The sequence below is a fragment of the Sphingomonas sp. NPDC079357 genome (assembly GCF_044901155.1).
In the GTDB taxonomy this organism is placed as follows: Bacteria; Pseudomonadota; Alphaproteobacteria; order Sphingomonadales; family Sphingomonadaceae; genus Sphingomonas.
The window spans coordinates 458,826-483,411 of the sequence record NZ_JBJDOM010000001.1; the positions used below are offsets into that span (position 1 = coordinate 458,826).

The following is a 24,586-nucleotide window of genomic DNA, read 5'->3' on the forward strand; positions in this document are numbered from 1 at the left end:
CGCAGGCGGGAGCGACGGAGGGTTGGTTAGCGTGCCGCCACATGCACCAGCGCCATTGCCACCAGCAGCAGGGCGAGGATCGCGAGGATCAGCCCGAACATGCAGCCGAGCATCACGCGATCACCGAACATCGGCTAGAGCAGAGTCTCGATATCGGCAGTAATCTCGTCCGGCTTGGTAGTAGGCGCGTAACGGCGTACCACCTTGCCCGCGCGGTCGACGAGAAACTTGGTGAAGTTCCACTTTACTGCCTTCGTCCCCAGCACGCCGGGCGCTTCGGCCTTCAACCGCTCGAACAGCGGATCGGCGTGCGCGCCGTTAACGTCGATCTTGGCGAAAACCGGGAAGGTCACGTCGTAGGTGAGCGAGCAAAAGTTCGCGATCTCCGCCGCGTCGCCGGGCTCCTGCGCGCCGAACTGGTTGCACGGGAAGCCGAGTACCGCAAAGCCGCGCTCGGCGTAGCGACGGTGGAGCGCCTCCAGCCCTTCGTATTGCGGCGTAAACCCGCATTTGGAGGCGGTGTTGACGATCAGCAACACCTGCCCGCGCCATTGCCCGAGCGGCATGGGCGCACCGTCGGCGCCGGTGACGGTCAGGTCGGTGATCGCGTTCACGCCGCGCCCTCCAATTGCCCCTCGTGAAGCCGGACGACGCGGTCCATCCGCGCCGCCAGCCGTTCGTTATGCGTGGCGACCAGCGCGGCGGAACCCTCCCCGCGCACCAGCCGCAGGAACTCGCCGAGCACGCGGTCGGCGGTGGCTTCGTCGAGGTTGCCGGTCGGCTCGTCGGCGAGCACCAGCGCCGGGCGGTTGGCGAGCGCGCGCGCGACCGCGACGCGTTGCTGCTCACCGCCCGACAGCGCGGAGGGACGGTGCGTCAGGCGATGCCCGACGCCCAGCGCCGTGAGCAAGGCGGCGGCGCGCTCCTCGGCCGGCGCGCGCTCGGCACCCTGAATGAGCTGCGGCAGGACAACATTCTCGATCGCGTTGAAGTCGGGCAGCAGGTGGTGGAATTGATAGACGAACCCGAGCCGGTCGCGGCGGAGCGCCGTGCGGCCGGCGGCGTCGAGCTTGGCCGCCTCGGTCCCCGCAATACGGATCGAGCCCGAAAAACCGCCTTCGAGCAGCCCGACCGCCTGCAACAAGGTCGACTTGCCCGACCCCGACGGCCCGAGCAGCGCAACGATCTCGCCGGGGCGCACCGCCAGATCGACGCCGCGCAGGACGTGGATCGTCGTCTCGCCCTGCGTGAAGCTGCGCGCGAGGCCGGTGGTCTGGAGAACCGCGGACGCGCCGTCGGACGCGGCAAAGCCGCGCCGGCCGTAAGCCGCTTCGCTTGCATCACTCATAGCGCAGCACCTCCACGGGATCGGTGTTGGCGGCCTTGAGCGCCGGATAGACCGTGGCGAGGAAGGTCATCAGCAGGGTGATGATGACGATCGCGGTCACCTCGACCGGATCGACCTTCGACGGCAGCTCGGTCAGGTAACGGATCGATGGGTCCCACAGGTTCTGCCCCGTGACGAGCTGTACGAAATTGACCACCGATTGGCGGAAGAACAGGAACACCGCGCCGAGCAGCAGCCCGGCAAAAGTGCCCAGCACACCGATCGATGTGCCCACCGTGATGAAGATACGCAGCATCGCGCCGCGGCTTGCCCCCATCGTGCGAAGGATCGCAATATCTCGGGTCTTGGCGCGCACCAGCATGATGAGCGAACTGGCGATGTTGAACGCGGCAACCAGAATGATGATGCACAGCACCACGAACATCGCGACGCGTTCGACCGCGAGCGCGTCGAACAATTCGGAGTTCAGCCGGCGCCAGTCGCTGATCACGCCATATGGCTGCACCTGCTTGGCAAGCGGGGCGAGGATCTCGCCGACCTTGTCCGCATCTCTGGTCTGCAACTCGATCATGCCGACCGTGTCCCCGGTCAGCAGCAGCGTCTGCGCATCCTGCAGCGGCATGACGACATAGGCCTTGTCGTAATCATAGACTCCGACCTCGAAGATTGCGCGGACCCGGTAGCTGACACTGCGCGGCATCGTACCAAACGGCGTCGAGCGGCCGAGCGGGCTGATGACGGTGATGTCGGAGCCGATCGTCGCACCCAGCTGTTCGGCAAGCCGCGCCCCGATCGCGACATTGCCGCTGTTCGGCGTGAGCGTCGCGAGGCTGCCGGCGACGATCTTGGTACGGATCGTGGCGTTGGTGCGAATGTCTTCCGGCCGCATCCCGCGCAGCAGGATCGCCTCGGCGCGGCCGTTGTACGTCGCGAACAGCGGCTGCTCGATCATCGGCACCGCGCTGGTCACGCCCGGCGTCGCCCTGGCGAGTTCGACGACGCGCTGCCAATTGTCGAGCCGGTTGTTATAACCCTGAACGACGGCATGGCCGTTGAGCCCGACGATCTTGTCGAACAGTTCGGCGCGGAAGCCGTTCATGACGCTCATCACGATCACCAGCGCGGCGACCCCGAGCATCACCGCGCCGAGCGAGAAGCCCGCCACCAGCACGATGAAGCGTTCACCCTTGCCCGGCAGTAAGTACCGCCGCGCGATCATGCTCTCGTAGCGGGACAGCAACATGCTGGCTGCGATAGGGAGCCACCCGGCGATGCGCAATGGGGGCTGTTGCGGAATCGTCACAGAGTCGCCGCAATCGGTTTTGCCGCCGTTCATTTGTATCGACAGCGAACAAGGCCCGCCGCATACCTGCGGGCACTGGCACACAGGCAAAAGGCCGTGGTTCGGGGAACGCCATCAAGCCCCGCTGATCCCTCGGGAAAAGCGTGTGGGCGGAAGGCTGGATAGGGGGCTGACGAGCGATCGTCACGCAGGCGCCCGGGTCGTGAACAACGGCCCGGGCGTTTGCCGTTCGGTCGCAGCCCGGTGCCCGCACCGGGCGTCGCAAAGCGGCGACCGAACCGGCCGGCGGGTCGGCCTCAGCCGATCCCGTTCGACGTCAGGACGGCGGCTTTGCCGTCGGCCTGTGTCTGGCGTTGGGGCTTCTTTGGCAGAGCCTCCCCGACCGAGCTCGGGTAAGAACAATTGCTCCGTCATCCCGGGCTCGACCCGGGATCCCGCTTCTTGCCACGGTCGCAAAGAAGAAGCGGGGCCCCGGATCAAGTCCGGGGCGACGGTGATGTCTCTTAGAACCCGAACCCGACCGTCACACCGTAGGTGCGCGGATCGCCGACATTGCCCGCGATCAACCCGGTGTTGCCCGGCGTCGTTGCGAGCACTTCATAATATTCGGCATCGAACAGATTGCGGACCCAGCCGAACACGTTGACCCCGCTGTCGGTGCGGAAGCCGAGCCGTGCGTTCACCAGTGTATAGCCGTTGATGTCGGTGTAGATCGACCGCGACGCATTGGACGAGAATTTGGTCCGCGAATTGGCGTCGACGCCGACATACGCCTCTCCCGATTTTCCGAACACGGCGCCGGACAGATTATATTCGCCGCCATAGGATACGGCGAACTTCGAAATGCCGGGCAGCCACTGCCCCGAGATGTCGCACGCGACCGGGCTGTTGGTGCCCGGCTGCCCCGGCGCACCGATCGTCGCACCGCTGCCGCCGCCCGACAATTCCGGCGGGCACGGCGCGTTCTTGAAGTCGACATATTTGTGATCGGTGAAGGCGCCATTCGTGTAGAGATTGATGCGATCGCTCGGCCGAAGCGAGAAATCTGCCTCGACACCGCGCACGCGCACCTTGCCCGCATTGGCGAGATAGCCGCGCAGCGTCGAGGTCGAGCTGTTGTTGACGACCGCCTGATAGTCGCTGATCTCGGTCCAGAAGCCGGTGACGTTCAGCGTGATCTTGCGATCCCAGAATTGCGACTTGGCGCCGATCTCGAAATGGTCGACCTTTTCGGGCGCGACCTGTGCCAACTGCGTCTGCACCACGCCGCCCACCACCGGCACGCCGTTCAGATTAAGGCCGCCCGATTTGAAGCTGTGCGCATAGGTGCCGTACAGCAGCACGTCGCGCGACGGCTTGTACGAGGCGGTCAGGTCATAGGAGACGTTCCACTCACGGAATTTCTGGTCGCGGAATTCCTGCGGCTGGATTGCGTCACGCTGTGCGGCCTGCCGCGCATTGCCGCCGGTGGCGGGGACGAGATTACCCTGCCCGTCGCGGACCACGCTGACATAGCTGCCGATCTTGTCGTCGTAGTTGAGCCGCACGCCCGGCGACAGCGTGAAGGCGTCGGTCAGGTTCCAGTTGAGCTTGCCAAAGATCGCACCGGAGAAGTTCTTGAGCCGGATGTCGTTGGCGGCGGTCAGACCGTCGAGCACCGACGGATCGAGCGACAGCGCGCTCGACGGATTGATCAGCCAGCGGCTCGCCGCCGGCCCCTGCCGCTGCGTGCCGGTGGTGTGGATCGTCTGATAGAAACCGAACAGCCCCAAGACGTAATCGAAATGCTCGGCCTTGCCGGCGTAGCGGAATTCCTGCGTATATTGGTCCTGCCGCGTCGGATTCTGCGACAGCGTCGTAATCGGCAGCCCGGTGAAGTCGCGATCGTTGGCGGGTAGCCAGTCCCAGAAGCGATAGGCGGTGATAGATGTCAGCGTCCCCTCGCCCAGCCGCTGCTCGCCACGCAGCGACAGCCCGCCGAGCTGGTTGCGCGCGCTGAGCTTCGCGTCCAGGTCGGTCAGCCGGTCGAACGGGTTGCGGCTCGGCGGCTCATAGCCCTGCGCGGCGGCGAGTTGGTCGAACTGGCGGTTGAGCGGGCGTTGCGTATTGCCGACGCGCACGAAGATCTGCGCACAGCAGTTGGGGTTCTGGCGCGAATAATCCCCCGATAGCGTCAGATCGAGATCGTCGGTCGCCTTCCACAGGATCGCGGTGCGGATGCCGAGATTGTCCTGCGCATTGACGTACTGGTTGCTCGCGACATTGTAGATCGTGCCGCGGCGGCTGGTGGTCGACACGCCCAGCCGGATCGCGACCTTGTCGGTCAGCGGGCCCGAGATCGACGCCTTGGCCTGCTTGAACTCCAGATTGCCGACCGACACCTCCGCGCGGCCCTGCAACGTGAAGCTGGGCGCCTTGCTTGTAATGTTGATCGCGCCCGCGACGGTGTTCTTGCCGTAGAGCGTTCCCTGCGGTCCGCGCAACGTCTCGATCTGCTGGACATCGAGGAAGTCGAGCGTCGCCGCCGCGACGCGGCTGAGATAGACCTGATCGATATAGATGCCGACGCCCTGCTCGATCCCGTCGTTGGTGAGCCCGAGTGGCGCGCCGAGCCCGCGGATGTTGACCGAGGAATTGCGCGGGTTGGTCGAATAGAATTGCAGCGTCGGCTGAAGCTGTTGAAGCCGTTGGACATTGAAGCTGCCGGTCGCGTCGAGCTCCTTCACCCCGACCACCGAGATCGGGATCGGCACGTTCTGCGCCGATTCGGCACGCCGCCGCGCGGTGACGACGACGTCGGCGGCGGCGGAGCTGCGCTGCACCTGTTCCTCGGTCCGCTCGGGATCGCCCGGCGTGGTCGGCGCCGACTCGCGCTCCCCGACGACGATGGGCGTGGACGGCGGCTGCTGCGCGGTCGCCTGGGCGGCCAGCATCAATGCGAGCGTGACGGACATGCGGTTACCCCTTTTAAATTCTCGAAACGGCTCTGTGCCGCACCCCGCATATCCCATCAACAAACTAGGGGTTTGTCGACCCCTTGAAACGCTTCGCATCGGCCCCAAATTTATGATCGTGCGGTGCCGGTAACCGGGCCGCACGAAACAGGCGTCGCGCACAGGCGGGCGCCGCTTTCAAATAGCTCACTGGAGGATTTGACGATGCGTTTCGATCTTACCCCTTATCGCCGCTCCACGATCGGTTTCGACCGGCTGTTCGACCTCATCGAGGCCAACGCGCGGAGCAGCGCCGAAAATTACCCGCCCTTCAACCTGGAGCGGCTGGCGGAGGACCGCTACCGCATCACGCTGGCTGTGGCCGGGTTCAGCCGTGACGAGATCGAGATCGTCGCGCAGCAGAACCTGTTGCTGGTGACCGGCAAGAAGGACGACAAGGCGGACAACAACCAGTTCCTCCACCTCGGCATCGCGAACCGCAGCTTCGAGCGGCGTTTCGAATTGGCCGACTTCGTGTTCGTGGAGGACGCGCGACTGAACGACGGTCTGCTGGTGGTCGATCTGGTCCGCGAGGTGCCTGAGGCGATGAAGCCGAAGAGCATCGCGATCAAGACCGGCGCGCCGTTGACCGCCGTCGAGAACAAGGCGGCCGACGAAGCGCAGGCCGCCTGACCGGGATCGGCGCCTCTTTGCTCCCTTTCGAGGCGCCGGTGGGGGGCGTCCGGGTCGCGAGGCTCGGGCGCCTTTCCTTTTCGACCTGCGACGCTCAAAGTCCGTTCATCCGTCATTGCGCGCGCAGCGAAGCAAACCAGGGTGTCCTGATCCGGCTAGGGATGGCTTCGCTGCGCTCGCGATGACGATCAGCGTTTAGGGTCGGTCCTGCCGCGCTCAGGCAGCCACCCGCCGCCGCCGGTCGCGGCGCAGCGCCGCGCCGACCGTCGCGAAGCCGAGGATCAGCATCGCCCAGGTCGTCGGTTCGGGCACCGCGGCCAACCCGAAGCCGAACGTGCGATTGATATCGTTGTATAAGGCGCGGTGGATCGCGGTGGTCGGATGCACGCCGTCGAACGAAAAATAGCCGGTGCAGGTCGGGAACGCCTTCGCGCCCTGACAGGTCGTGGCGGGCTGCCCCGCTTGCGGCAGAATCAGCGGGACGGTCAGATCGAATGCGGCCGGATTGGTCTGCACGCGCTGGAAGAAATCGAGGTAGCTGTAGCGCAGCAGCCGCGTTCCGGCTGCCGGCTTGAACGCGTCGAGCGCGTCGGTCAGATAGCCTTCCGCCTTGATCGACAGCGCCAGCGGCGCACCTTCGGTCGCGACCGGGAAACCGGTAAGCAGGATGTTGCGCGCGCCGAGCCTGTTAAGCTCCGCGACCGCCGCGACATAGCTGTTCGCGGCGCCGCGCAGAAAGGCATCCGGGTCGGTGACGCCGGCACCAGCCCCTTCCACCGCCGCGAAGACGTCGTTGCCGCCGAAGTTCAGGACATAGAGCCCATTGGGATCGACGGCCTTTCCGCGCGTCAACGCCATCTTGTAGAGCGCGACCTGTTCCAGCGCGTCGTACACCGGCGTCGTGCTGGTCGCGCGCGCGCCGCCGAAGGCATAATTGCTGCCGCCGTTCAGCGACGCCACCGTCGGAGCCCCGTACATCGCGAGGCTCAACAGATCGGTGTAATCGAGCCCGTTGGTAAAACGCCCGGCGACATAGCCCTTCTGCGGATCGGCCCCGAGCCCGAGCGCGCGAATATTGCCGGCGTCGACAAGGCTGTCACCGAATACCGTCAGCGAAGAGAATGGCGGCACATTCGTCTGCGCTGCTGCCGGAACCGCTATCGTCATCGCCGCCGCGCACAGCAGCGCTGTCACCCGTCCGATCATGCCATCCTCCCATTTATCTTTGTAAACGAGAGGTTAACGTGGACGTAAGCGAGAGACAATGGGGAGCGGTGATCTCGTCATTGCGAGCGGAGTGAAGCAATCCAGGGCCGGATCAGGACGCCCTGAATCGCTTCGCGACGCTTGCGATGACGATCGGTCTTATACCAGCCGGCTCTGCTTGACCGCGGCGGCGATGAAACTGGCGAACAGCGGGTGCGGCTCGAACGGCCGGCTCTTCAGCTCCGGATGGAATTGCACGCCGACGAACCACGGGTGGTCAGGGCGCTCGACAATCTCGGGCAACGTCCCATCCGGCGACATGCCGGAGAATACCAGCCCGCCCTTCTCCAGCGCCTCGCGGTACGAAGTGTTCACCTCATAGCGGTGGCGGTGGCGCTCGCTGATCGAGTCGCTGCCGTAAATGGAGCCGACGACGCTGTTACCGGCCAACGCCGCCGGATAGGCGCCGAGCCGCATCGTGCCGCCCAGATCGCCATTCTCGGCGCGCTTCTCCAGCCCGCGCTCGCCCATCCATTCGGTGATAAGCCCGACGACCGGCTCCGCGGTCGGGCCGAATTCGGTCGACGAGGCGGCGGCGATCCCGGCGAGGTCGCGCGCGCCCTCGACGCACGCCATCTGCATGCCGAAGCAGATGCCGAAATACGGAACGTTATGCTCGCGCGCGAAGCGGACCGAGGCGATCTTGCCCTCGGCGCCGCGCGACCCGAACGCGCCAGGGACGAGGATCGCGTCGCACGGCTCGAGATGCGCGGCGATCTCGCCGTCGTCGTCGCCCTCGAACAGTTCGGCGTCGATCCAGCGGATGTTGACCTTGACGCGGTTGGCGATCCCGCCGTGGACCAGCGCCTCGTTGAGCGACTTGTACGCGTCCTGCAGGCCGACATATTTGCCGACGACGCCGACCGTCACCTCGCCCTCCGGGTGCATCAGGCGTTCGACGATCTCTTCCCAGCGGGTGAGGTCGGGGGCCGATGACGGCGTAATGCCGAACGCACGCAGCACTTCCGAGTCGAGACCTTCGCCGTGATACTGGAGCGGCACGGCATAGATGCTCTTGGCGTCGAGCGCGGGGATGACCGCGCTTTCGGGGACGTTGCAGAACAAGGCGATCTTGGCGCGCTCCGACTCAGGAAGCGGCTGTTCGCAACGGCAGACGATCACGTCCGGCTGCACGCCCAGCGCCGCGATCTCGCGCACCGAATGCTGGGTCGGCTTGGTCTTCAGCTCGCCGGCGGCGGCGATGTACGGCACCAAGGTGACGTGGATGCTGATCGCATTGCCGCGCCCGACCTCGTTCTTCAGCTGACGGATCGCCTCGATAAACGGCAGCGACTCGATATCGCCGACGGTGCCGCCGATCTCGCACAGAACGAAGTCGAGATCGTCGGTCTCGGCGCGCGCGAACGCCTTGATCGCGTCGGTCACGTGCGGGATCACCTGCACGGTCGCACCGAGATAATCGCCGCGCCGCTCGCGCTCGATGATCGTCTTGTAGATGCGTCCTGACGTGACATTGTCCGACTGACGCGCCGAGACGCCGGTGAAGCGCTCGTAATGGCCAAGGTCGAGATCGGTCTCCGCGCCGTCGTCGGTCACATAGACCTCGCCGTGCTGATACGGGCTCATCGTGCCCGGATCGACGTTGAGATACGGATCGAACTTGCGGATGCGCACGCGATAGCCGCGTGCTTGCAGCAGTGCCGCGAGGCTCGCCGCCATGAGACCCTTGCCGAGCGAGGAGACCACGCCGCCGGTGATGAAAATGTACCGCGCCATGGGACGCAACCCCTAACCTTCAAATGCGCAAAAGGGCAAGCGCGCGGGAAGCCCGCGCGCGACGAAACGACGCTACTATCGCGATCAGCGGGCCAGCGGCACGCCGTTGTCGGCCGGTGCCGGGGCGACCGCATTGTCCGCGGTCGCCGGTGCCGGCTGCGCCGCGATCGGCGGCTGGGCCTGCGTCTGCGCGGCCGGCGCACGTCGCTGGAGCGAGGTGTCGACCGACACGGCGCCGCGGCTGGCGGCGAGGAACGCCAGCGTGATGCTCATCAGGATGAACAGCCCGGCGAGCACCGAGGTGGCCCGCGTCAGAAAATCGGCGGCACCGCGCGCGGACATCAGCCCCGACGGGCTGCCCGACGAGGTCAGGCCGCCGCCTTCCGACCGCTGCATCAGGATCACGGTGACGAGCGCCGCCGCGATAATGGCCTGGAGGACGATCAGGAAGGTGAACATGGGCTGGGCGCGATTCCGAAGCGAAAAACAGCCGGTGGTCCGCCGTGCGGCGCCCCCGGATGAGGGGCCACATAGGGGAGCCTCGCGCCGGGATCAACCGCGCCGCCCACCCCGCCTGGACAAGCGGCGTGCCAAATTCGTGACATAGCTGAAACCAGCCGTGAAAGCGGGCGTTAATCCGCCGACAAGTCCGGGATGATCCGGTCTTCTTTCGATGCGGGACGAGGACGTGGCAACATTGGCTCAACCCGAACTGAGTTCGTGGATGAATGCACTGGTCGATTATGTGCGCTCGGGCGAGCCCGATCTCACCAATCGCCAGATGGCCCTATTGCTGGTGGTTTACCTGCGCCCGGGCCCGCATACGGTGCGGGGTCTGGCGCGCATTTTGAACGTGTCGAAGCCGGTCGTGACGCGCGCCTTGAATCGCTTGGGTGCGCTGGGCTATCTGCGCCGCCAACGCGACGATAGCGACAAGCGCAACATCTTCGTCGCCCGTACGACCGAAGGGGCAGATTTTCTTGAAGAGTTCGGCCAGTTCATCGGCGAAGGGGATGCCGCCCCTGCCGCCGTCCGCCCCCACGGCACCGGGGACGCGGCCCGAGCGTAACGGTTTCGCGCTCACCGGCCGGTCGCGCGTGCTCGATCCGCGCACCCATGCCGTGCGCTCCGACATCGCCGACGTCCGCCTCGCCGATCGCGTCTTCGCACCGCATTATGCCGCCCCGCTGCGCCGCACCGTCCTACGCGACGTGGTTCTGCGGGAAGCGCGCGACCGTACCGCTACGCCGCTGGAAACGCTGTCTGCCGGCGCGGCGTTCGATCTGCTCGACCTCACCGGTGGGGTCGCATGGGGGATTGCCGTGGATAGTGGGACAGTCGGTTACCTCGACGCCGTCGCGGTGCAGCCGCAATGACCGTCAATATCTTCATCGACGGCGCGGTCGGCACCACCGGGCTCGAGATTCGCGAACGGCTCGCGTCGCGGCGCGACATCACGCTCATCACGCTGGACGAGGCGCGCCGCAAGGACGAGGCGGCACGGCGCGAGGCGATCAACGACGCCGATTATGTCGTGCTCTGCCTGCCCGACGATGCAGCGCGCGAGGCGGTGGCGATGATTGCCAACGATCGCACGCGCACCGTCGACGCGTCGACCGCACATCGCACCGCCGATCGCTGGACCTATGGCTTCGCCGAACTGGAGCCCGATCAGGCCGAGCGGATCGCTGGCGCGCGGTTCGTCAGCAATCCCGGCTGCTATCCGACCGGCTTCCTCGCGCTCGTCCGCCCGCTGGTCCGCGCCGGGCTGCTTGGGGCGGATGCGCTGCTCAGCGTCAACGCCACCTCGGGCTATTCGGGCGGCGGCAAGACGATGATCGCGGAGTTCGAGGGCGGCGAGACCAACACCGCCTTTCGCCCCTATGCACTTGGTTTGAACCACAAGCACGCGCCCGAAATGCGCCGCCATGCCGGATTGACCCATGCGCCGATCTTCCAGCCGGCGGTGGCGCGCGCCTATCGCGGGATGGTCGTGGAGGTGCCGTTGCATCTGGCGCAGCTGTCACGCCGCGCGACACTGACCGACGTCGCCGAGGTGCTGGCGAGCGCCTATGACGGTAATCGCGTCGTCCGCTTCGCGCACGAGGCGGTGACGACGGTGCGGATCGAGGACGATGCCAATACCGATCGCATGACGCTGCGCGTGACGGGCAACGAGGCGTCCGGGCAGGCGCTGCTGATCGCGACGCTCGACAATCTCGGCAAGGGCGCGGCCGGCGCGGCGGTGCAGAATCTGAACATCATGGCCGGGCTCGATCCCGTTGCCGGCCTGACGCTTTAAGAAGGAGACGCGAGTTGGAGCGCAACCCGGTCGGCAAGCTGCTGTTGTTCGGTGCGACGGGCGATCTCGCCAAGCGGATGCTGCTGCCGTCACTGTACGGTCTCCATGCGGATGGGCTGCTGCCCCCGGGGCTGACGATCATCGGTTCGGCGCGCGGCGACCTGAGCGACGACCAGTTCCGCGACGTCGCCCACAAGGCGCTCGACGAGTTCCTGCCCGCCGACCGCAAGGACGAAAGCGCGCTGTCGTCGTTCCTTCAGCGGGTGTTCTTCCAGCCGGTCGATCTGTCCGATCCGACGACCTTCCAGGCGCTGGCCGACAAGATCGGCGACGTGTCGGGCGGGCTCGCCATCTATCTCTCGACCGCGCCGTCGCTGTTCGAGCCGGCGGTGAAGGGCTTGCAGAGCGTCGGGCTGGCTGGCGAAACGGTGCGGATCGGGCTGGAGAAGCCGCTCGGCTACGATCTCGAATCGAGCCGCGAGATCAACGATACGGTGGCGGCCGTCTTCCCCGAGGAGCGCATTTTCCGCATCGACCATTATCTCGGCAAGGAGACGGTGCAGAACATCCTCGCGCTGCGCTTCGGCAATTCGATGTTCGAGCCGATCTGGAACGCGCAGGGGATCGACAACGTTCAGATCACGATCGCCGAGACGGTCGGCCTTGAGGATCGCGCCGGCTATTACGAGGGTGCGGGTGCGCTGCGCGACATGGTCGCCAACCACATGCTGCAACTGGTCGCATTGATCGCGATGGAGCCGCCCGCGCTGTACGACGGCACCGCCATCCGCGACGAAAAGGCCAAGGTGTTCCGCTCGATGCGACATCTTACCCCCGATCAGGTGCCGCAGAACACCGTCACCGGCCAGTATGAAGAGGGTGCGGTCGGCGGCAAGGTCGTCAAGGGCTATGACACCGAGCTGGGCTATGACAGCGATGTCGAAACGTTCGTCGCGATCAAGGCGCATATCGACAATTGGCGCTGGCAGGGCGTGCCCTTCTACCTGCGCACCGGCAAGCGCATGGCCAAGCGTCGCAGCGAGATCGCGATCCAGTTCAAGCCGGTGCCACACTCGATGTTCTCGGGGCGCGGCGGAGTGTTGCAGCCGAACACGCTCATCATCCGGCTCCAGCCGGAGGAATATATCCAGCTGCTGGTGATGACCAAGGAGCCGGGGCTGGACCGCGACGGGCTGAAATTGCGCGAGGTTCCGCTCAACCTCAGCCTCGACGCAGAATTCGCGGGCAAGCGTCGCCGGATCGCGTACGAGCGGCTGCTGCTCGACCTGATCGAGGGCGACCAGACGCTGTTCGTGCGCCGCGACGAGGTCGAGGCGCAATGGAAGTGGATCGACGCGATCCGCGCCGGTTGGGCCGCAAACCAGACCAGGCCGAAACATTATGCCGCCGGCACCTGGGGCCCGGCCGGCGCGATCGCGCTGACCGAGCGCGACAACGTGACGTGGCAGGACGATTGATCGGCGTTTCGTCGTTCCCGCGCAGGCGGGAATCCAGACGCGCAGGTAATGCGATCGACCGGAAGGTCAGAGATTCTGGATCCCCCCTTCGCGGGGATGACGTATTTTCATAAGGCAGTATGACATGACCGAAATCGAATGGTGGGAATATGACGACGCCGCCGAGCTGGCCGATGCGGTCGCGGGCGATATCCAGTTCGTCATCGAAAGCGCGATCGACGCGCGCGGCTCGGCGGTGATCGCGCTGGCGGGCGGCAAGACCCCCCTGCCCGCCTATGAGAAGCTGGCCAAGGCCAAGCTCGACTGGAAGCGCGTGACGATCATCCCCGGTGACGAGCGGATCGTGCCGCTCGGCGACGCGCTGTCGAACGTCACCGCGCTCGGCAAGATCTTCATCCCCAAGGGCGCGCGCGTGATGCCGATCGTTCCCAAGGCGACCGACGATTACAAGGCGGCGGGCCGCTCGGCCGACGCGCTGATGCAGGATCTGCACTGGCCGCTCGACCTGTGCCTGCTCGGCGTCGGCGGCGACGGACATACCGCGTCGATCTTCCCCGGTCCCGATTATGACGAAGCGCTCAACGGGCCGAAGGAACGCCGCGCGATCGGCGTGATGCCCGATCCGCTGCCGCCCGAGGCGCCGGTCGCGCGCGTGTCGCTGACGCGGCAGGGCATCGTCACCGCGCGTGCGCTGATGATCGCGGTAACCGGCGATGCCAAGCGCAAGGTGATCGAGGACGCGATCAAGGAAGGTGCCGGCTCGCCCTATCCGATCGGGCGCGTGCTGGCCGACGCCGAGCTGCCCGTCGACATCCACTGGGCGGCATAGCCCCGCTACGGCCGGCATCTCCTTCCGTTCGCCCTGAGGAGCCGTTGAGCTTGTCAAAACGGCGTCTCGAAGGGCTGGTGCTTCGAGGCGAGGCTTCGAAAGGCTCAGCCTCTCGTCAGCATGAACGGATGAGAGGAATGTAGACTGGACGTCAGCATGTTCCGGCCCTTGTCCCGCGGACGATGCTGCCGCAAAGACTGCCGCTACGGCCTTCTATCGAGGCCACGATTGCCGGGCCGAACCCGGCATGACGAGGACGTATTATCATGAACCCCGCCGTCAGCGCCGTCACCGACCGGATCATCGAACGCAGCCGCCCGACGCGGCAGGCGTATGTGTCGCTGATCGAACGCGAGCGGCAGGGCTGGATCGGCCGCCCGCGGCTCGGCTGCGCCAATCTCGCCCATGCCTATGCCGGCACGCCCGAAGACCGCGAGGCGATGAAGACGCAGCACCAGGCGATGAACATCGGGCTGGTGACCGCGTACAACGACATGCTGTCCGCGCACGCTGTCTATTATCGCTACCCCGAGCAGATGAAGGTCTGGGCGCGCGAGGCCGGGGCGACCGCACAGGTCGCCGGCGGCGTGCCGGCGATGTGCGACGGCGTGACGCAAGGCTATGCCGGTATGGAGCTGTCGCTGTTCAGCCGCGACACGATCGCGTTGTCGACCGCGGTGGCGCTGAGCCACGGCACGTTCGAGGGCGCGGCGCTGCTCGGCATTTGCGACAAGATCGTCCCCGGCCTGCTGATGGGCGCGCTGCGCTTCGGGCACCTGCCGATGATCCTGATTCCTGGCGGGCCAATGCCCTCCGGGTTGCCGAATAAGGCCAAGGCGGCGGTGCGCGAGCGCTTCGCGACCGGCGATTGCGGGCGCGAGGAGCTGCTGGAGGCGGAGATCGCCGCCTATCACACACAGGGGACCTGCACCTTCTACGGCACGGCCAACACCAACCAGATGATGATGGAGGTGATGGGCCTCCACATGCCGGGCGCGGCGTTCGTCAATCCGGGCACCAAGCTGCGGCAGGAACTGACCCGCTCCGCGGTCCACCGGCTGGCGAAGATCGGTGCGCATGGCGACGATTACCGCCCGCTCGGCGCGTGCGTCGACGAAAAGGCTGTGGTCAACGCCGCGGTCGGTTTGCTGGCGACCGGCGGGTCGACCAACCACCTGCTCCATTTGCCCGCGATCGCGCGCGCGGCGGGGATCGTGATCGACTGGGAGGATTTCGACCGGCTGTCGGCGGCGGTGCCGCTGATCGCGCGTGTCTATCCGAACGGCTCGGCGGACGTGAACGGGTTCGAGGCGGCGGGCGGAATGCCCTATGTCATCAAGGAATTGCTGGCGGGCGGGTATCTTCACCGCGACATTATGACGGTCGCGGGCGACGACCTGACCGCCTATGCCGCCGCGCCGACGCTGGATGGCGAGGCGCTGACCTGGACGCCGGCGGGCGACAGCCGCGACGAGACGATCCTGCGTCCGGCGACCGCGCCCTTCTCACCCGATGGCGGGATGCGGATTCTGCAGGGCAATATCGGCCGCGCGTGCATCAAGGTCTCGGCGGTCGAGCGCGACCGCTGGATCGTCGAGGCACCCGCGCGCGTCTTCGCCGACCAGCTCGACGTGATCGAGGCGTTCAAGAACGGCGAGCTGGAGCAGGACGTCGTGGTCGTGGTCCGCTTTCAGGGTCCGCGCGCCAACGGAATGCCCGAGTTGCACAAGCTCACCCCGCCGCTCGGCGTGCTCCAGAACCGCGGGTTCAAGGTCGCGCTGGTGACGGACGGACGGATGTCTGGCGCGAGCGGCAAGGTGCCCTGCGCGATCCACTGCTCGCCCGAAGCTCTGGGGGGCGGCGCGATCGGGCTGATCCGCGACGGCGACCTGATCCGCGTCGATGCCGAGGCGGGAACGCTCGAGGCGCTGGTGTCCGCCGACGAATGGGCGATGCGCGAACAGGCACCGTCCCCGGCATCAGCGACGGGCATGGGCCGCGAATTGTTCGGCATGTTCCGCGGGCTAGCCGACGAGGCGGAGAAGGGCGCAAGCGCGGTTTTGGCAGGCGCTGGATTGTAACGTAAATAGCCCTCTCCCCGTCGGGGAGGGCGGGATCGGTCTTGCCCCCGGCAAGACCTAAATCTTACGGGGTAATATCTACCCCGACCTGGTTGGGAGAGGGCTGCCACGAGCGGTGTCGCCTGGGGCGACCCCTCAACCCAGCCTTCTCCCTAAGGGGAGAGGGAGAAGGTATAATGCAGGTCGTAGCGGTCGATATCGGGGGCACACACGCGCGCTTCGCCATTGCGGAGGTCGAAGGCGGGCATGTCGTCGCGCTGGGCGAGCCGGTCACGCTGAAGACTGCCGAGCACGCCAGCCTCCAGACCGCCTATGAGGCGTTTCGCGAGCGAATGGGCGGGACTTTGCCCGATGCCGCGGCGATCGGGGTCGCGTCGCCGATCACCGGCGACGTGATCCGCATGACGAACAACCCTTGGGTGATCCGCCCGTCGCTGATCCCCGAGCGGCTCGGCGCATCGACCTGGACGATCATCAACGATTTCGGCGCGATCGGCCATGCCGTCGGCCAGCTTCCCGCGGCGGACTTCGAGCATTTGTGCGGCCCCGACGCGCCGCTACCGAGCGAGGGCGTCACGACCGTCTGCGGCCCGGGCACCGGGCTGGGTGTCGCGCAGGTCTACAAGCAGGACGGCCGCTACCGCGTGCTGCCCACCGAGGGCGGGCATATGGATTATGCGCCGCTCGACGGGATCGAGGATGCGCTGCTGAAGCGGCTGCGCAAGACCTATACGCGTGTATCGGTGGAGCGGATCGTCGCCGGGCCGGGGATTGTCGCGATCTACGAGACGCTCGCCGAGCTGGAAGGCCGCGCCTATGTCCACAAGGACGATCGCGCGATCTGGACCGAAGCGCTGGAGGGCACCGACTCAATCGCGCTCGCCGCGCTCGACCGTTTCTGCCTTGCGCTCGGCGCGGTCGCTGGCGATCTGGCGCTGGCGCATGGCGCGAAAGGCGTCGTGATCGCAGGTGGCCTTGGCCTGCGCATCAAGGACAAATTGTTGCGCTCGGGCTTTGACCAGCGCTTCGTCGCCAAGGGTCGTTTCCAGTCGCTGATGTCGGCGATCCCGGTCAAGCTCATCACCCATCCGCAGCCGGGCCTGTTCGGTGCCGCGGCCGCCTTCGCGCAGGAGCATCAATCGTGAGCAACATCGAAACCGTCATGCGCACCAGCCCGGTCATCCCGGTTCTGGTCATCCACGACGCCGCGCAGGCGCGCCCGCTCGCCGAGGCGCTGGTTGCAGGCGGGCTCAAGGTGCTGGAGGTGACGCTGCGCACCCCGGCCGCGCTCGACGCGATCCGTGAGATGCGTCAGGTGCCCGGCGCGATCGTCGGCGCGGGCACCGTCGTCACCACCGAGCAGGTCGCGCAGGTCAAGGACGCGGGCGTCGAGTTCATCGTCTCCCCCGGCCTGTCGGCGAAGACCGGCGACGCGATCCTTGAGGCGCACATCCCGTGGCTGCCGGGCGTTGCGACCGCGGGCGATATCATGCGCGGCCTCGACATGGGGCTGGAGCATTTCAAGTTCTTCCCGGCCGAGACGAGCGGCGGGGTCAAGGCGCTCAAGGCGCTTGCCGCACCCTTCTACCAGTGCAAATTCTGCCCGACCGGCGGGATCACCGAAGCGAGCGCGCCGGACTGGCTGGCGATCGGGCCAGTGCTGTGCGTCGGCGGCAGCTGGGTGACCGAAGGCACGCTGCCCGAAATCGAGGCCCGCGCCCGCGCTGCGGCGTCGCTGGGGCGGTAATCTGACGTCGAACGGCCCGCCACGACGAACGTCGTAGCGGGCCGCGACAGGCCAGTCGGAGGCGTGCCAAACGCTAAGCGGCGTGCCTCATCACCGGCTTATTTCTCACCCGAGGCTTTCGACACCGCCTTCCCGGCGGACGTCATATCCTTGCCGGCGCCGTGGACGGTGTTGCAGGCCGACAGCACGAACATCGCGATTGCGGTTGCGGCGAAAGCGATCTTGCGGGTCATGTTCGTCTCCTCTCAGCAAAAAGGTGCGGCGGGCCGGATACGCAGGCCCGCCGCGGGCACTCAGCGCAGTCGGCGACGGATCGCCGTCGTTGCGCCAAAGGCGGCCGCGCCGGCTCCGGCGAGCAGCGCAAACACAAGGATGAACGAGGTGCTAGCAGCCGCACCCGCAGCGGTGTCGGTCGCCGACTTGGCGGTCTGCACCGCATCGTTCTTGGTCTTCACAAACTGCGCCTTGGCGCGCGTTACCTGCGCCTGCGCCTGTTCGCGGCTGATCTTGCGCTGAGCGGCGACAACATCAACGATCCGGCTTTCGGCGCGCTGCCCATCGGCACCACCACGGGCTAGCGCGGGAAGCTGCCTCGCGATCTCGGCCTGCGCCTGCTCCGGGGCCATCTGCGCCGGGTCGCCGAGCGCATCCGAGAGGTAGGCCGACGCCTCCTGCTTCACATCACCGGCATCGATTCCGGCGACCTGCGCCGCCTTGGGCGCCACCGCGCCGACCGTCGCGCCCGCCGCACCCGCTACCGACCCCATGGTGCGAAACGCACCACCGATGATCCCGCCGACCGCAGAGGTCAGCAGGTACAGCGTGAGGATCAGCGTGAGGCCCCAAACCACCAGCCCGTGCGACAGCGCGTCGAACTTCTCGGTGACGCCAGACAGGCGCGCGGCAGCATAGCCGCCCGAGCCAAGCGCGATCACGGTGGTGATCAACCAGTAGATGCCAGCGCCGATACCGAAGCCGGTCGCGCCCGGCGTAGTGCCTGCGGCCGGATCGACCATCGACAGCCCGATGCCGGTGCCAAGGATGCCGAGCAGCAATTGCACCGCCACCGCGATCACCACACCGGCGAAGATCGCACCCCACGATACCCGCCTTCCGACGCGCGCGATCGCGCGTTCTTCCAGCGGCACCATGCCGGCTGAGATGTTCGTTGCCATACGCACTCCTGTTACTCTTGAAATCGAAGGCGGAAATCAGTGACGTCGCGCGAACAGCAACCAGCCGACCGCCACACCTCCCAATGCCGCGACCAGCGCCAGCGTCGCGCCGCTATTCTCGCGCACCGTTGCGCTCGCAGCCTGCGCGCCCTGACGGGTCGCGGACGTGGCGCGGTCGGTAGCGTCGCCGATCCGCTCACGCGCTTCCTCGATCAGCCCGGGCGTCGCGTCAGCGACATCACTGGCAACAGACTGCACGCGACCGAGCAGGTTTTCCGCCGCGCCTGCCACTTGGTTGAGCACGCCATCGGTCTGCCAGTCGCGGCGCTCCGCCACGTCACCGACTGCCTTTTCGACCTTGCCGCCGACGTAGCGCGCACCACCGTGCACTTCGTGCTTGTTCATGCCGATTCTCCGAGAATGGTTTGGCAGGAAGTGTCGACCTGCCAATCGCAGACACAAACCTGCTTTGGATTAGTAAGTTCCGTTAATTTCGGGAGATCAGTTGTCAGAGCGATATGCTACCGCTGTAAAACCAATTGACAGCCCGATAATACCAAAGCACCTTGACCGGGCAGGAGGAGCAGGGCTCGCGAACGGACAAACCGCGCGGCGTCACATGCTTAACGATCGGGGGTTGGGAAAATGGCTGTTGTTGTTGGCGAACCGGCGCGCGTCACGCGTGCGGTGAAGGCGATGTTGCTCGGCACTGCAGGGTCGGCGTTCTGGATCATGGCACCCACCGCCCTGGCGCAGACCGTTCCGATCGATCCCAACGCGGCGGTTACGCCGACCCCGGCGAACAGCGAACCGATCGCAGCCGCCGATGCCGCCCAAGAAGGCAGCGATGTCGTGGTCACCGGCTTCCGCGCCTCGATCGCCACCGCGCTCGACGCGAAGCGCCGCGACACACGCGTCAGCGACGGGATTTCGGCGGAGGATCTCGGCAAGTTCCCGAGCCAGAACATCACGGAGTCGATTCAACGCATCTCCGGCGTGCAGATGCAGAACATCAACGGGCGCGGCGCGACGATCAGCATCCGTGGCCTCGGTCCGCAATATGCGCTGACCACGATCAACGGGCAAACCTTCAAGAGCGCCGACTTCACCGACGGCTTCCGCTACGACATCATCCAGACCGAACTGGCCAATGCCGTGCAGGTGCTGAAGTCGCCGACCCCGGACATGGACAGCGGCGGGCTGTCGGGCACGATCAACATCCAGACCGTTCAGCCGCTCGATTACAAGAGTCGCAAGATCGTGCTGTCCGCCAAGGTGCAGAACAGCGAATATGCCGGCAAGACGATCACGCCCAAGTTCGGCGCCAGCTATGTCGACCAGTTCGCGGACGGGCGGCTGGGCGTTTACGTCAACCTTGGCTATCAGAAGCTCGAGGATCGCGCCGACTATCTGTTCCAGGATCGCTGGGCGACACAGACGATCAACGGTGCGGTGATCGCGGTGCCGCGGCGCCCGCGCTACCGCCGCATCGATCGCTCGATCGAGCAGTTGACGGGCAGCGGCGGTGTGCAGTGGCGGCCAACCGACCGGCTGGAAATCGACGCGACCGCGATCTATGCGCGCGACGACACCAGGTATGACGTCAACCAGCAGGTGTTCCTGTTCAACACGTCGCGGCTGACCGCCGGCAGCATCAGCGACGGCGCGTCGAAGGTGACCACCGCGACCAACTTCACGCTGGAGAACAACCGGCAGGAGGAAAGCCGCAAGCTGTCCAGCCAGGGCTATACGCTGGCGATGAAGTGGAAGGACGAGGACGGGCTCGCCGTCCGCGCCGTCGGCAACTTTACCCGCGGCTACGCTTATTCACGCGAGGATGCCGCGATCCTTGGCGTCACCATTCCGTCGGCGACGCTCGACATCACCGATCCGCGCAACCCGAAATACACCGTCGCGGCGAACCTGTCCGATCCGGCGCTCTACAATCAGGCGACGCTGGTGCGGAACGAATTCCCGAACGGCGCGACGCGTCGCACCACCGGCAAGGAAGTCTCGACGCAGGTCGACGTCACCAAGGACGTGACGCTCGGCCCGATCTCGCAATTCGCGGCGGGCACCAAGTTCCGCCACGAAAGCTTCGTTCGCGATGTCGGCCGCCACGATCTCGGCTCGATCGCCAACCGTCCGGGCCCGACCAGCACGTTGTTCCCGGCGCTGTCTGCGGCCAGCTACGGCGTCGGCGGGTTCCTCGACGGCAACGGCAACCTGCCCAATGCGTGGATCGCGCCCGACACCGCCGGCTATCGTCAGGCGCTCGCCAATGCAGGGATCGCGGTGCCCGACCTGCCCGCACCGGAAGGCAGCTATACCGTCGATCGCTACATCCCCGCCGTCTATGCGATGGCGTCGCTCGACAGCATGGTGTTCGGCGCGCCGCTGCGCGGCAATCTCGGCGTCCGCTACGAGCACACCAAACAGGTCGTGAACGGCAATATCACCCAGCCGCGCACCGGCAGCTACACCGACGTCACGCAGAAGATCGGCGAGTATGTCGAGACGCAGGAGTACGACAACGTCCTGCCGAGCCTGAACCTCGTGCTGGAGCCGACCCGCACGCTGCAGGTGCGCTTCGCCGCCGCCAAGGTGCTGGTGCGCCCGATCCTCGATTCGCGCAGCTCGCTGGCGCAGACCACCTCATCGACCGCCAACACCTTCCCGGTCGGCACGCGCACGCTGACCATCGATCTCGGCCAGTCGGGGCTCAAGCCGCTGACCGCCGACCAGCTCGATCTGGGCGTGGAGTGGTATTACGGGCCGGCCAGCGCACTGTCGATCAACGGCTTCTACAAATGGGTGAAGAACGGCACCTTCTCGTCGCTGGTGTGCCCGGGCAATTTCAACGGCACCGCGCTGTCGCGCGCCAGCACCGGCGCGACCAACGGCGACTGCGTCGACGCCGCGGGCAACATCTATAACATCACCCAGACCTCGAACGACCCCAGCACGATCCGCATCCGCGGCGTCGAGGTGAGCTGGAACCAGTCGTTCGACCGCTGGCTGCCGGTCGACGGCTTCGGGCTGCTGGCGAATTACACGCGCGTGATCCCGACCAAGGTGGCGATCGGCACCGGCTTCACGGTGCGCAACCTGTCGAAGAATACCGCGAACATCACGCCTTATTGGGAGAACCGGCTGTTCAGCCTGCGGCTCTCGGCCAATTACCGCAGTTCGTACGAACAGAATGGCGCGGACAGCTTCTTCGCGACCGAAGGCCATACCGTTCGCGCGCGGACGCAGTTCGATCTGGCGGCGGGCTTTACCCCGACCGACTATCTCAGCTTCGCGGCCGGCGTCATCAACCTCAACAACAGCCGCGAAGAGGCCTATTACAACAACAATCCGTCGATCTGGCAGGAGAGCAGCTTCTACGGCCGCAGCTTCTACCTGTCGGCGACGCTACGGATGTAACCGGGCCGTGCAAGGCCCCCTTCCCGCCTCTTCCGCACGGCGCTACGCTGCGGAAAACAATGGGGGTCTTGCCATGCGTTCACTGCTTCTCGCCGCCGCCGCGCTCGGCGCGCTCGCGCAGCCTGCCGCCGCCGAGCCCGATTATGCTGCGGCGATCCGCGCCGATTACGACACGTCGCTGGCGGCGATGTGGGACGACTTTCATCGCCACCCCGAACTGTCGTTCAAGGAAGAGCGCACCGCCGCGAAGATGGCGGCGGCACTCCGCGCGATCCCCGGTGTGCAGGTCACCGAGAAGGTCGGCGGCACCGGCGTGGTCGGCGTGCTGAAGAACGGCAACGGCCCGGTGGTGCTGGTCCGCGCCGACATGGATGGGTTGCCGGTCGAGGAAAAGTCCGGGCTCGCCAACGCCAGCACGGTACGGCAGGTCGGCATTGACGGCGTCGAGGCGCCGGTGATGCACGCCTGCGGGCATGACACGCACATTGTCGGGCTGATCGCGACTGCCCGCCGGCTGGCGGCAATGAAGGATCGCTGGGCCGGCACTGTCGTGTTCGTCGTCCAGCCCGCCGAGGAACGCGTCGGCGGCGCGGCGGCGATGGTCAAGGACGGGCTCTATACCCGGTTCCCCAAGCCTGATTACGCTTTGGCCTATCACTCCAATTCCGAAGAACTGGCGGGCACCGTCTCGGCGTCGGAGGACATCCAGTACAGCTCGTCGGACAGCGTCGACATCGTCGTCCCCGGCATCGGCGCGCACGGCGCGAGCCCGCAGGCCGGCAAGGACCCGGTCTATATGGCCAGCCAGCTGGTCATCGCGCTGCAAGGGCTGGTCAGCCGCGAGCGCCAGCCGCTGCGCCCCGCGGTCATCACCGTCGGCAGCTTCCACGCCGGGCTGAAGCACAACATTATCTCGGATCAGGCGAAACTACAGGTGACGGTGCGTGCCAACGACGAGGCGACGCGCGCGCAATTGCTCGCCGGGATCAAGCGCGTCGCGCGCGGGATCGGCGAGTTGAACGGGATGCCGGCGGACAAGATGCCGGTGGTGACCGTGATCGAAGGCACGCCGACGACGGTCAACGACGCCGCGCTGGCACGCCGGCTCAATACCGTGATGGCGACGACGCTGGGGGCGGACAAGGTTATCCCGTTCCAGCAAAAGGGCATGGGCGCGGAGGACTTCGCCGCGTTCATCGAGCCCAAGTACGGCATCAAGGGCTATTATTTCGCGGTCGGCGGGACACAGCAGGCCGCGTTCGACGCCGCGGCGAAGGGCGGCCCGGCCATCCCGTCGCACCATTCGCCGTTGTTCAAGGTCGATCCGCAGGCGGTCGTCACCACCGGCGCGACCGCGATGACCGCGGCGGTGCTCGACCTGCTCAAGCCGGGCGGCGCGGCCTGGTCGTCATTGCGAGCGTAGCGCGGCGATCCGGGGTGTCCTGGTCCGGCCTTGGATTGCGTTGCTCCGCCCGCAATGATGAATCGCGTTACTTGCCCAAAATCGGCGGCGAGTAATCCGTGGCGGTCATGAAGACGCTGTCGACCTTGGTCACCAGCTTGCCCGCCGCCTCGGAGGCGGCGACGACCTTCTGCCACTCTGGATCTTTGCCGAATGCCGCCCAATCCGCGTCGCGCGCCGCGCGGCTTGGGTAGGCAAGCACGTACACCACCCGCCCCTCGGGCGCCGCATCAGTAGGAATCTCATTCCAATAGGCGACATTGGTCATGCCATGCTTGGCAAAAAGCCCCAATGTATGCTCCCGAAAGCGCGAATTGAGGGCCGCCGCCTTGCCGGGCGCCGGGTAATAGGTGCGCAACTCGTAGACGGCGGTCTTCGGATCGAGCTTCGCGGGTTCAGCCTGCGCCACTCCGCCCGTCAGCACCGCCGCCATAGCCGCCCACAATATCCGTCGCATCAAGCCCCTCCTTATCTTCTATGCCAACATATCGCCGGTAAACTGTTGATCGGACAAGCCCCCTGCCCTTTTCCTCGTAGAAAGAAGAGCTTAACCTCGATCGTGCCCGATCGCCGGGCTGGAGGATGTCCGATACTTCGTCTGCTCGCTGTTGCCGCCGCGTTGACGCTGATGGCCCCGCCCGTCTTCGCCGCGCCGTGCAAGGACCCGAAGACCGGCAAGTTCGTCAAATGCCCGCCCGCCAAGGCGACTCGGTGCAAGACCGCCAACGGCAAGTTCGCGAAATGCGGCACGCCCGGCGCGCGTCCGGTCGGCTGACGCGCGTCGCGTAAACCGCTACACCGGC

Annotated in this window: 22 protein-coding genes and 2 pseudogenes; 12 read left to right on the forward strand and 12 right to left on the reverse strand. The window is 66.2% G+C overall.

Annotated elements, in window-relative coordinates; translation table 11 throughout:
- Positions 1 to 134 precede the first annotated feature (134 nt).
- The 4 genes from ACI2JO_RS02010 to ACI2JO_RS02025 all read right to left on the reverse strand — a co-directional run bounded on the left by ACI2JO_RS02010 (position 135) and on the right by ACI2JO_RS02025 (position 5,605).
- On the reverse strand, positions 135 to 614 hold the full coding sequence (locus ACI2JO_RS02010; protein WP_404719082.1) for a glutathione peroxidase: 480 nt from the start codon (positions 612 to 614) through the stop codon (positions 135 to 137).
- Positions 611 to 1,348, reverse strand: coding sequence for an ABC transporter ATP-binding protein (locus tag ACI2JO_RS02015; protein WP_404719083.1), 738 nt, complete (start codon positions 1,346 to 1,348; stop codon positions 611 to 613). The genes ACI2JO_RS02010 and ACI2JO_RS02015 overlap by 4 nt, the downstream gene beginning before the upstream one ends.
- Positions 1,341 to 2,591, reverse strand: coding sequence for a lipoprotein-releasing ABC transporter permease subunit (locus ACI2JO_RS02020; RefSeq protein ID WP_404719084.1), 1,251 nt, complete (start codon positions 2,589 to 2,591; stop codon positions 1,341 to 1,343). Before ACI2JO_RS02020 ends, ACI2JO_RS02015 begins: the two co-directional genes overlap by 8 nt.
- A 563-nt stretch (positions 2,592 to 3,154) precedes the next feature.
- On the reverse strand, positions 3,155 to 5,605 hold the full coding sequence (locus ACI2JO_RS02025) for a TonB-dependent receptor (protein WP_404719085.1): 2,451 nt from the start codon (positions 5,603 to 5,605) through the stop codon (positions 3,155 to 3,157).
- Positions 5,606 to 5,809: 204 nt separating this feature from the next.
- Here ACI2JO_RS02025 and ACI2JO_RS02030 point away from each other — a divergent pair, with 204 nt between their 5' ends.
- A complete protein-coding gene (locus ACI2JO_RS02030) occupies positions 5,810 to 6,277 on the forward strand; it encodes an Hsp20 family protein (protein WP_404719086.1) in 468 nt (155 codons plus the stop codon).
- A 216-nt stretch (positions 6,278 to 6,493) separates the two neighbouring features.
- On the opposite strand, the pseudogene ACI2JO_RS02035 reads toward ACI2JO_RS02030, so the two are convergent.
- The 4 genes and pseudogenes from ACI2JO_RS02035 to secG all read right to left on the reverse strand — a co-directional run.
- Positions 6,494 to 6,595: pseudogene (locus ACI2JO_RS02035) on the reverse strand (PEPxxWA-CTERM sorting domain-containing protein); the annotation flags it as partial.
- A 39-nt stretch (positions 6,596 to 6,634) separates the two neighbouring features.
- A pseudogene (locus tag ACI2JO_RS02040) lies at positions 6,635 to 7,483 on the reverse strand (SGNH/GDSL hydrolase family protein); the annotation flags it as partial.
- Between the two features lie 159 nt (positions 7,484 to 7,642).
- The gene (locus ACI2JO_RS02045) at positions 7,643 to 9,280 is read right to left on the reverse strand and encodes a CTP synthase (RefSeq protein WP_404719087.1); all 1,638 of its coding nucleotides are present in this window, start codon (positions 9,278 to 9,280) and stop codon (positions 7,643 to 7,645) included.
- Positions 9,281 to 9,364: 84 nt separating this feature from the next.
- On the reverse strand, positions 9,365 to 9,739 hold the full coding sequence (gene secG / locus ACI2JO_RS02050) for a preprotein translocase subunit SecG (RefSeq protein WP_404719088.1): 375 nt from the start codon (positions 9,737 to 9,739) through the stop codon (positions 9,365 to 9,367).
- A gap of 265 nt (positions 9,740 to 10,004) precedes the next feature.
- Between secG and ACI2JO_RS02055 the strand changes: the two genes are divergently transcribed.
- The 8 genes from ACI2JO_RS02055 (at position 10,005) to eda (ending at position 17,717) form a co-directional block, all read left to right on the forward strand.
- On the forward strand, positions 10,005 to 10,349 hold the full coding sequence (locus ACI2JO_RS02055) for a MarR family transcriptional regulator (protein WP_333917238.1): 345 nt from the start codon (positions 10,005 to 10,007) through the stop codon (positions 10,347 to 10,349).
- A complete protein-coding gene (locus ACI2JO_RS02060) occupies positions 10,294 to 10,656 on the forward strand; it encodes an SH3 domain-containing protein (RefSeq protein WP_404719089.1) in 363 nt (120 codons plus the stop codon). The genes ACI2JO_RS02055 and ACI2JO_RS02060 overlap by 56 nt, the downstream gene beginning before the upstream one ends.
- The gene (gene argC / locus ACI2JO_RS02065) at positions 10,653 to 11,582 is read left to right on the forward strand and encodes an N-acetyl-gamma-glutamyl-phosphate reductase (protein WP_404719090.1); all 930 of its coding nucleotides are present in this window, start codon (positions 10,653 to 10,655) and stop codon (positions 11,580 to 11,582) included. Before ACI2JO_RS02060 ends, argC begins: the two co-directional genes overlap by 4 nt.
- 14 nt (positions 11,583 to 11,596) lie before the next feature.
- On the forward strand, positions 11,597 to 13,060 hold the full coding sequence (zwf, locus tag ACI2JO_RS02070) for a glucose-6-phosphate dehydrogenase (RefSeq protein WP_404719091.1): 1,464 nt from the start codon (positions 11,597 to 11,599) through the stop codon (positions 13,058 to 13,060).
- Between the two features lie 124 nt (positions 13,061 to 13,184).
- Positions 13,185 to 13,889: a 6-phosphogluconolactonase gene (gene pgl / locus ACI2JO_RS02075; protein WP_184033422.1), complete on the forward strand. Its 705-nt coding sequence runs from the start codon at positions 13,185 to 13,187 to the stop codon at positions 13,887 to 13,889.
- Positions 13,890 to 14,155: 266 nt separating this feature from the next.
- Positions 14,156 to 15,970 (forward strand): phosphogluconate dehydratase, encoded by a 1,815-nt coding sequence (gene edd, locus ACI2JO_RS02080; RefSeq protein WP_404719092.1) that lies wholly within the window; start codon positions 14,156 to 14,158, stop codon positions 15,968 to 15,970.
- Positions 15,971 to 16,146: 176 nt separating this feature from the next.
- On the forward strand, positions 16,147 to 17,115 hold the full coding sequence (glk, locus tag ACI2JO_RS02085; protein WP_404719093.1) for a glucokinase: 969 nt from the start codon (positions 16,147 to 16,149) through the stop codon (positions 17,113 to 17,115).
- A complete protein-coding gene (gene eda, locus ACI2JO_RS02090; RefSeq protein WP_404719094.1) occupies positions 17,112 to 17,717 on the forward strand; it encodes a bifunctional 4-hydroxy-2-oxoglutarate aldolase/2-dehydro-3-deoxy-phosphogluconate aldolase in 606 nt (201 codons plus the stop codon). Before glk ends, eda begins: the two co-directional genes overlap by 4 nt.
- Before the next feature lie 98 nt (positions 17,718 to 17,815).
- Here eda and ACI2JO_RS02095 read toward each other — a convergent pair whose 3' ends face one another.
- From ACI2JO_RS02095 to ACI2JO_RS02105, 3 genes are read right to left on the reverse strand one after another with little or no spacing between them, the layout of a single operon-like run.
- A complete protein-coding gene (locus ACI2JO_RS02095; RefSeq protein WP_404719095.1) occupies positions 17,816 to 17,950 on the reverse strand; it encodes an entericidin A/B family lipoprotein in 135 nt (44 codons plus the stop codon).
- Positions 17,951 to 18,010: 60 nt separating this feature from the next.
- Positions 18,011 to 18,892, reverse strand: coding sequence for a hypothetical protein (locus tag ACI2JO_RS02100; protein ID WP_404719096.1), 882 nt, complete (start codon positions 18,890 to 18,892; stop codon positions 18,011 to 18,013).
- Positions 18,893 to 18,928: 36 nt separating this feature from the next.
- The gene (locus tag ACI2JO_RS02105) at positions 18,929 to 19,297 is read right to left on the reverse strand and encodes a CsbD family protein (protein ID WP_404719097.1); all 369 of its coding nucleotides are present in this window, start codon (positions 19,295 to 19,297) and stop codon (positions 18,929 to 18,931) included.
- 240 nt (positions 19,298 to 19,537) lie between these two features.
- Between ACI2JO_RS02105 and ACI2JO_RS02110 the strand changes: the two genes are divergently transcribed.
- Positions 19,538 to 22,321, forward strand: a complete 2,784-nt coding sequence (locus tag ACI2JO_RS02110) for a TonB-dependent receptor (RefSeq protein WP_404719098.1) — start codon at positions 19,538 to 19,540, stop codon at positions 22,319 to 22,321.
- 73 nt (positions 22,322 to 22,394) lie between these two features.
- Positions 22,395 to 23,744, forward strand: coding sequence for an amidohydrolase (locus tag ACI2JO_RS02115; RefSeq protein WP_404719099.1), 1,350 nt, complete (start codon positions 22,395 to 22,397; stop codon positions 23,742 to 23,744).
- Between the two features lie 67 nt (positions 23,745 to 23,811).
- Here the strand turns inward: ACI2JO_RS02115 and ACI2JO_RS02120 are convergent, their stop codons facing one another.
- Positions 23,812 to 24,240: an NIPSNAP family protein gene (locus tag ACI2JO_RS02120; protein ID WP_404719100.1), complete on the reverse strand. Its 429-nt coding sequence runs from the start codon at positions 24,238 to 24,240 to the stop codon at positions 23,812 to 23,814.
- A gap of 171 nt (positions 24,241 to 24,411) precedes the next feature.
- Between ACI2JO_RS02120 and ACI2JO_RS02125 the strand changes: the two genes are divergently transcribed.
- Positions 24,412 to 24,558: a hypothetical protein gene (locus tag ACI2JO_RS02125; RefSeq protein WP_404719101.1), complete on the forward strand. Its 147-nt coding sequence runs from the start codon at positions 24,412 to 24,414 to the stop codon at positions 24,556 to 24,558.
- Positions 24,559 to 24,586 lie beyond the last annotated feature (28 nt).

Bases quoted from the DNA above. Each gene is read 5' to 3' on its own strand.
- ACI2JO_RS02015 (WP_404719083.1), bottom strand. From the start codon at position 1,348: ATGAGTGATGCAAGCGAAGCGGCTTACGGCCGGCGCGGCTTTGCCGCG.
- ACI2JO_RS02020 (WP_404719084.1), bottom strand. From the start codon at position 2,591: ATGTTGCTGTCCCGCTACGAGAGCATGATCGCGCGGCGGTACTTACTG.
- ACI2JO_RS02025 (WP_404719085.1), bottom strand. From the start codon at position 5,605: ATGTCCGTCACGCTCGCATTGATGCTGGCCGCCCAGGCGACCGCGCAG.
- ACI2JO_RS02030 (WP_404719086.1), top strand. From the start codon at position 5,810: ATGCGTTTCGATCTTACCCCTTATCGCCGCTCCACGATCGGTTTCGAC.
- ACI2JO_RS02045 (WP_404719087.1), bottom strand. From the start codon at position 9,280: ATGGCGCGGTACATTTTCATCACCGGCGGCGTGGTCTCCTCGCTCGGC.
- secG (WP_404719088.1), bottom strand. From the start codon at position 9,739: ATGTTCACCTTCCTGATCGTCCTCCAGGCCATTATCGCGGCGGCGCTC.
- ACI2JO_RS02055 (WP_333917238.1), top strand. From the start codon at position 10,005: ATGAATGCACTGGTCGATTATGTGCGCTCGGGCGAGCCCGATCTCACC.
- ACI2JO_RS02060 (WP_404719089.1), top strand. From the start codon at position 10,294: ATGCCGCCCCTGCCGCCGTCCGCCCCCACGGCACCGGGGACGCGGCCC.
- argC (WP_404719090.1), top strand. From the start codon at position 10,653: ATGACCGTCAATATCTTCATCGACGGCGCGGTCGGCACCACCGGGCTC.
- pgl (WP_184033422.1), top strand. From the start codon at position 13,185: ATGACCGAAATCGAATGGTGGGAATATGACGACGCCGCCGAGCTGGCC.
- edd (WP_404719092.1), top strand. From the start codon at position 14,156: ATGAACCCCGCCGTCAGCGCCGTCACCGACCGGATCATCGAACGCAGC.
- glk (WP_404719093.1), top strand. From the start codon at position 16,147: ATGCAGGTCGTAGCGGTCGATATCGGGGGCACACACGCGCGCTTCGCC.
- ACI2JO_RS02095 (WP_404719095.1), bottom strand. From the start codon at position 17,950: ATGACCCGCAAGATCGCTTTCGCCGCAACCGCAATCGCGATGTTCGTG.
- ACI2JO_RS02100 (WP_404719096.1), bottom strand. From the start codon at position 18,892: ATGGCAACGAACATCTCAGCCGGCATGGTGCCGCTGGAAGAACGCGCG.
- ACI2JO_RS02105 (WP_404719097.1), bottom strand. From the start codon at position 19,297: ATGAACAAGCACGAAGTGCACGGTGGTGCGCGCTACGTCGGCGGCAAG.
- ACI2JO_RS02110 (WP_404719098.1), top strand. From the start codon at position 19,538: ATGGCTGTTGTTGTTGGCGAACCGGCGCGCGTCACGCGTGCGGTGAAG.
- ACI2JO_RS02115 (WP_404719099.1), top strand. From the start codon at position 22,395: ATGCGTTCACTGCTTCTCGCCGCCGCCGCGCTCGGCGCGCTCGCGCAG.
- ACI2JO_RS02120 (WP_404719100.1), bottom strand. From the start codon at position 24,240: ATGCGACGGATATTGTGGGCGGCTATGGCGGCGGTGCTGACGGGCGGA.
- ACI2JO_RS02125 (WP_404719101.1), top strand. From the start codon at position 24,412: ATGGCCCCGCCCGTCTTCGCCGCGCCGTGCAAGGACCCGAAGACCGGC.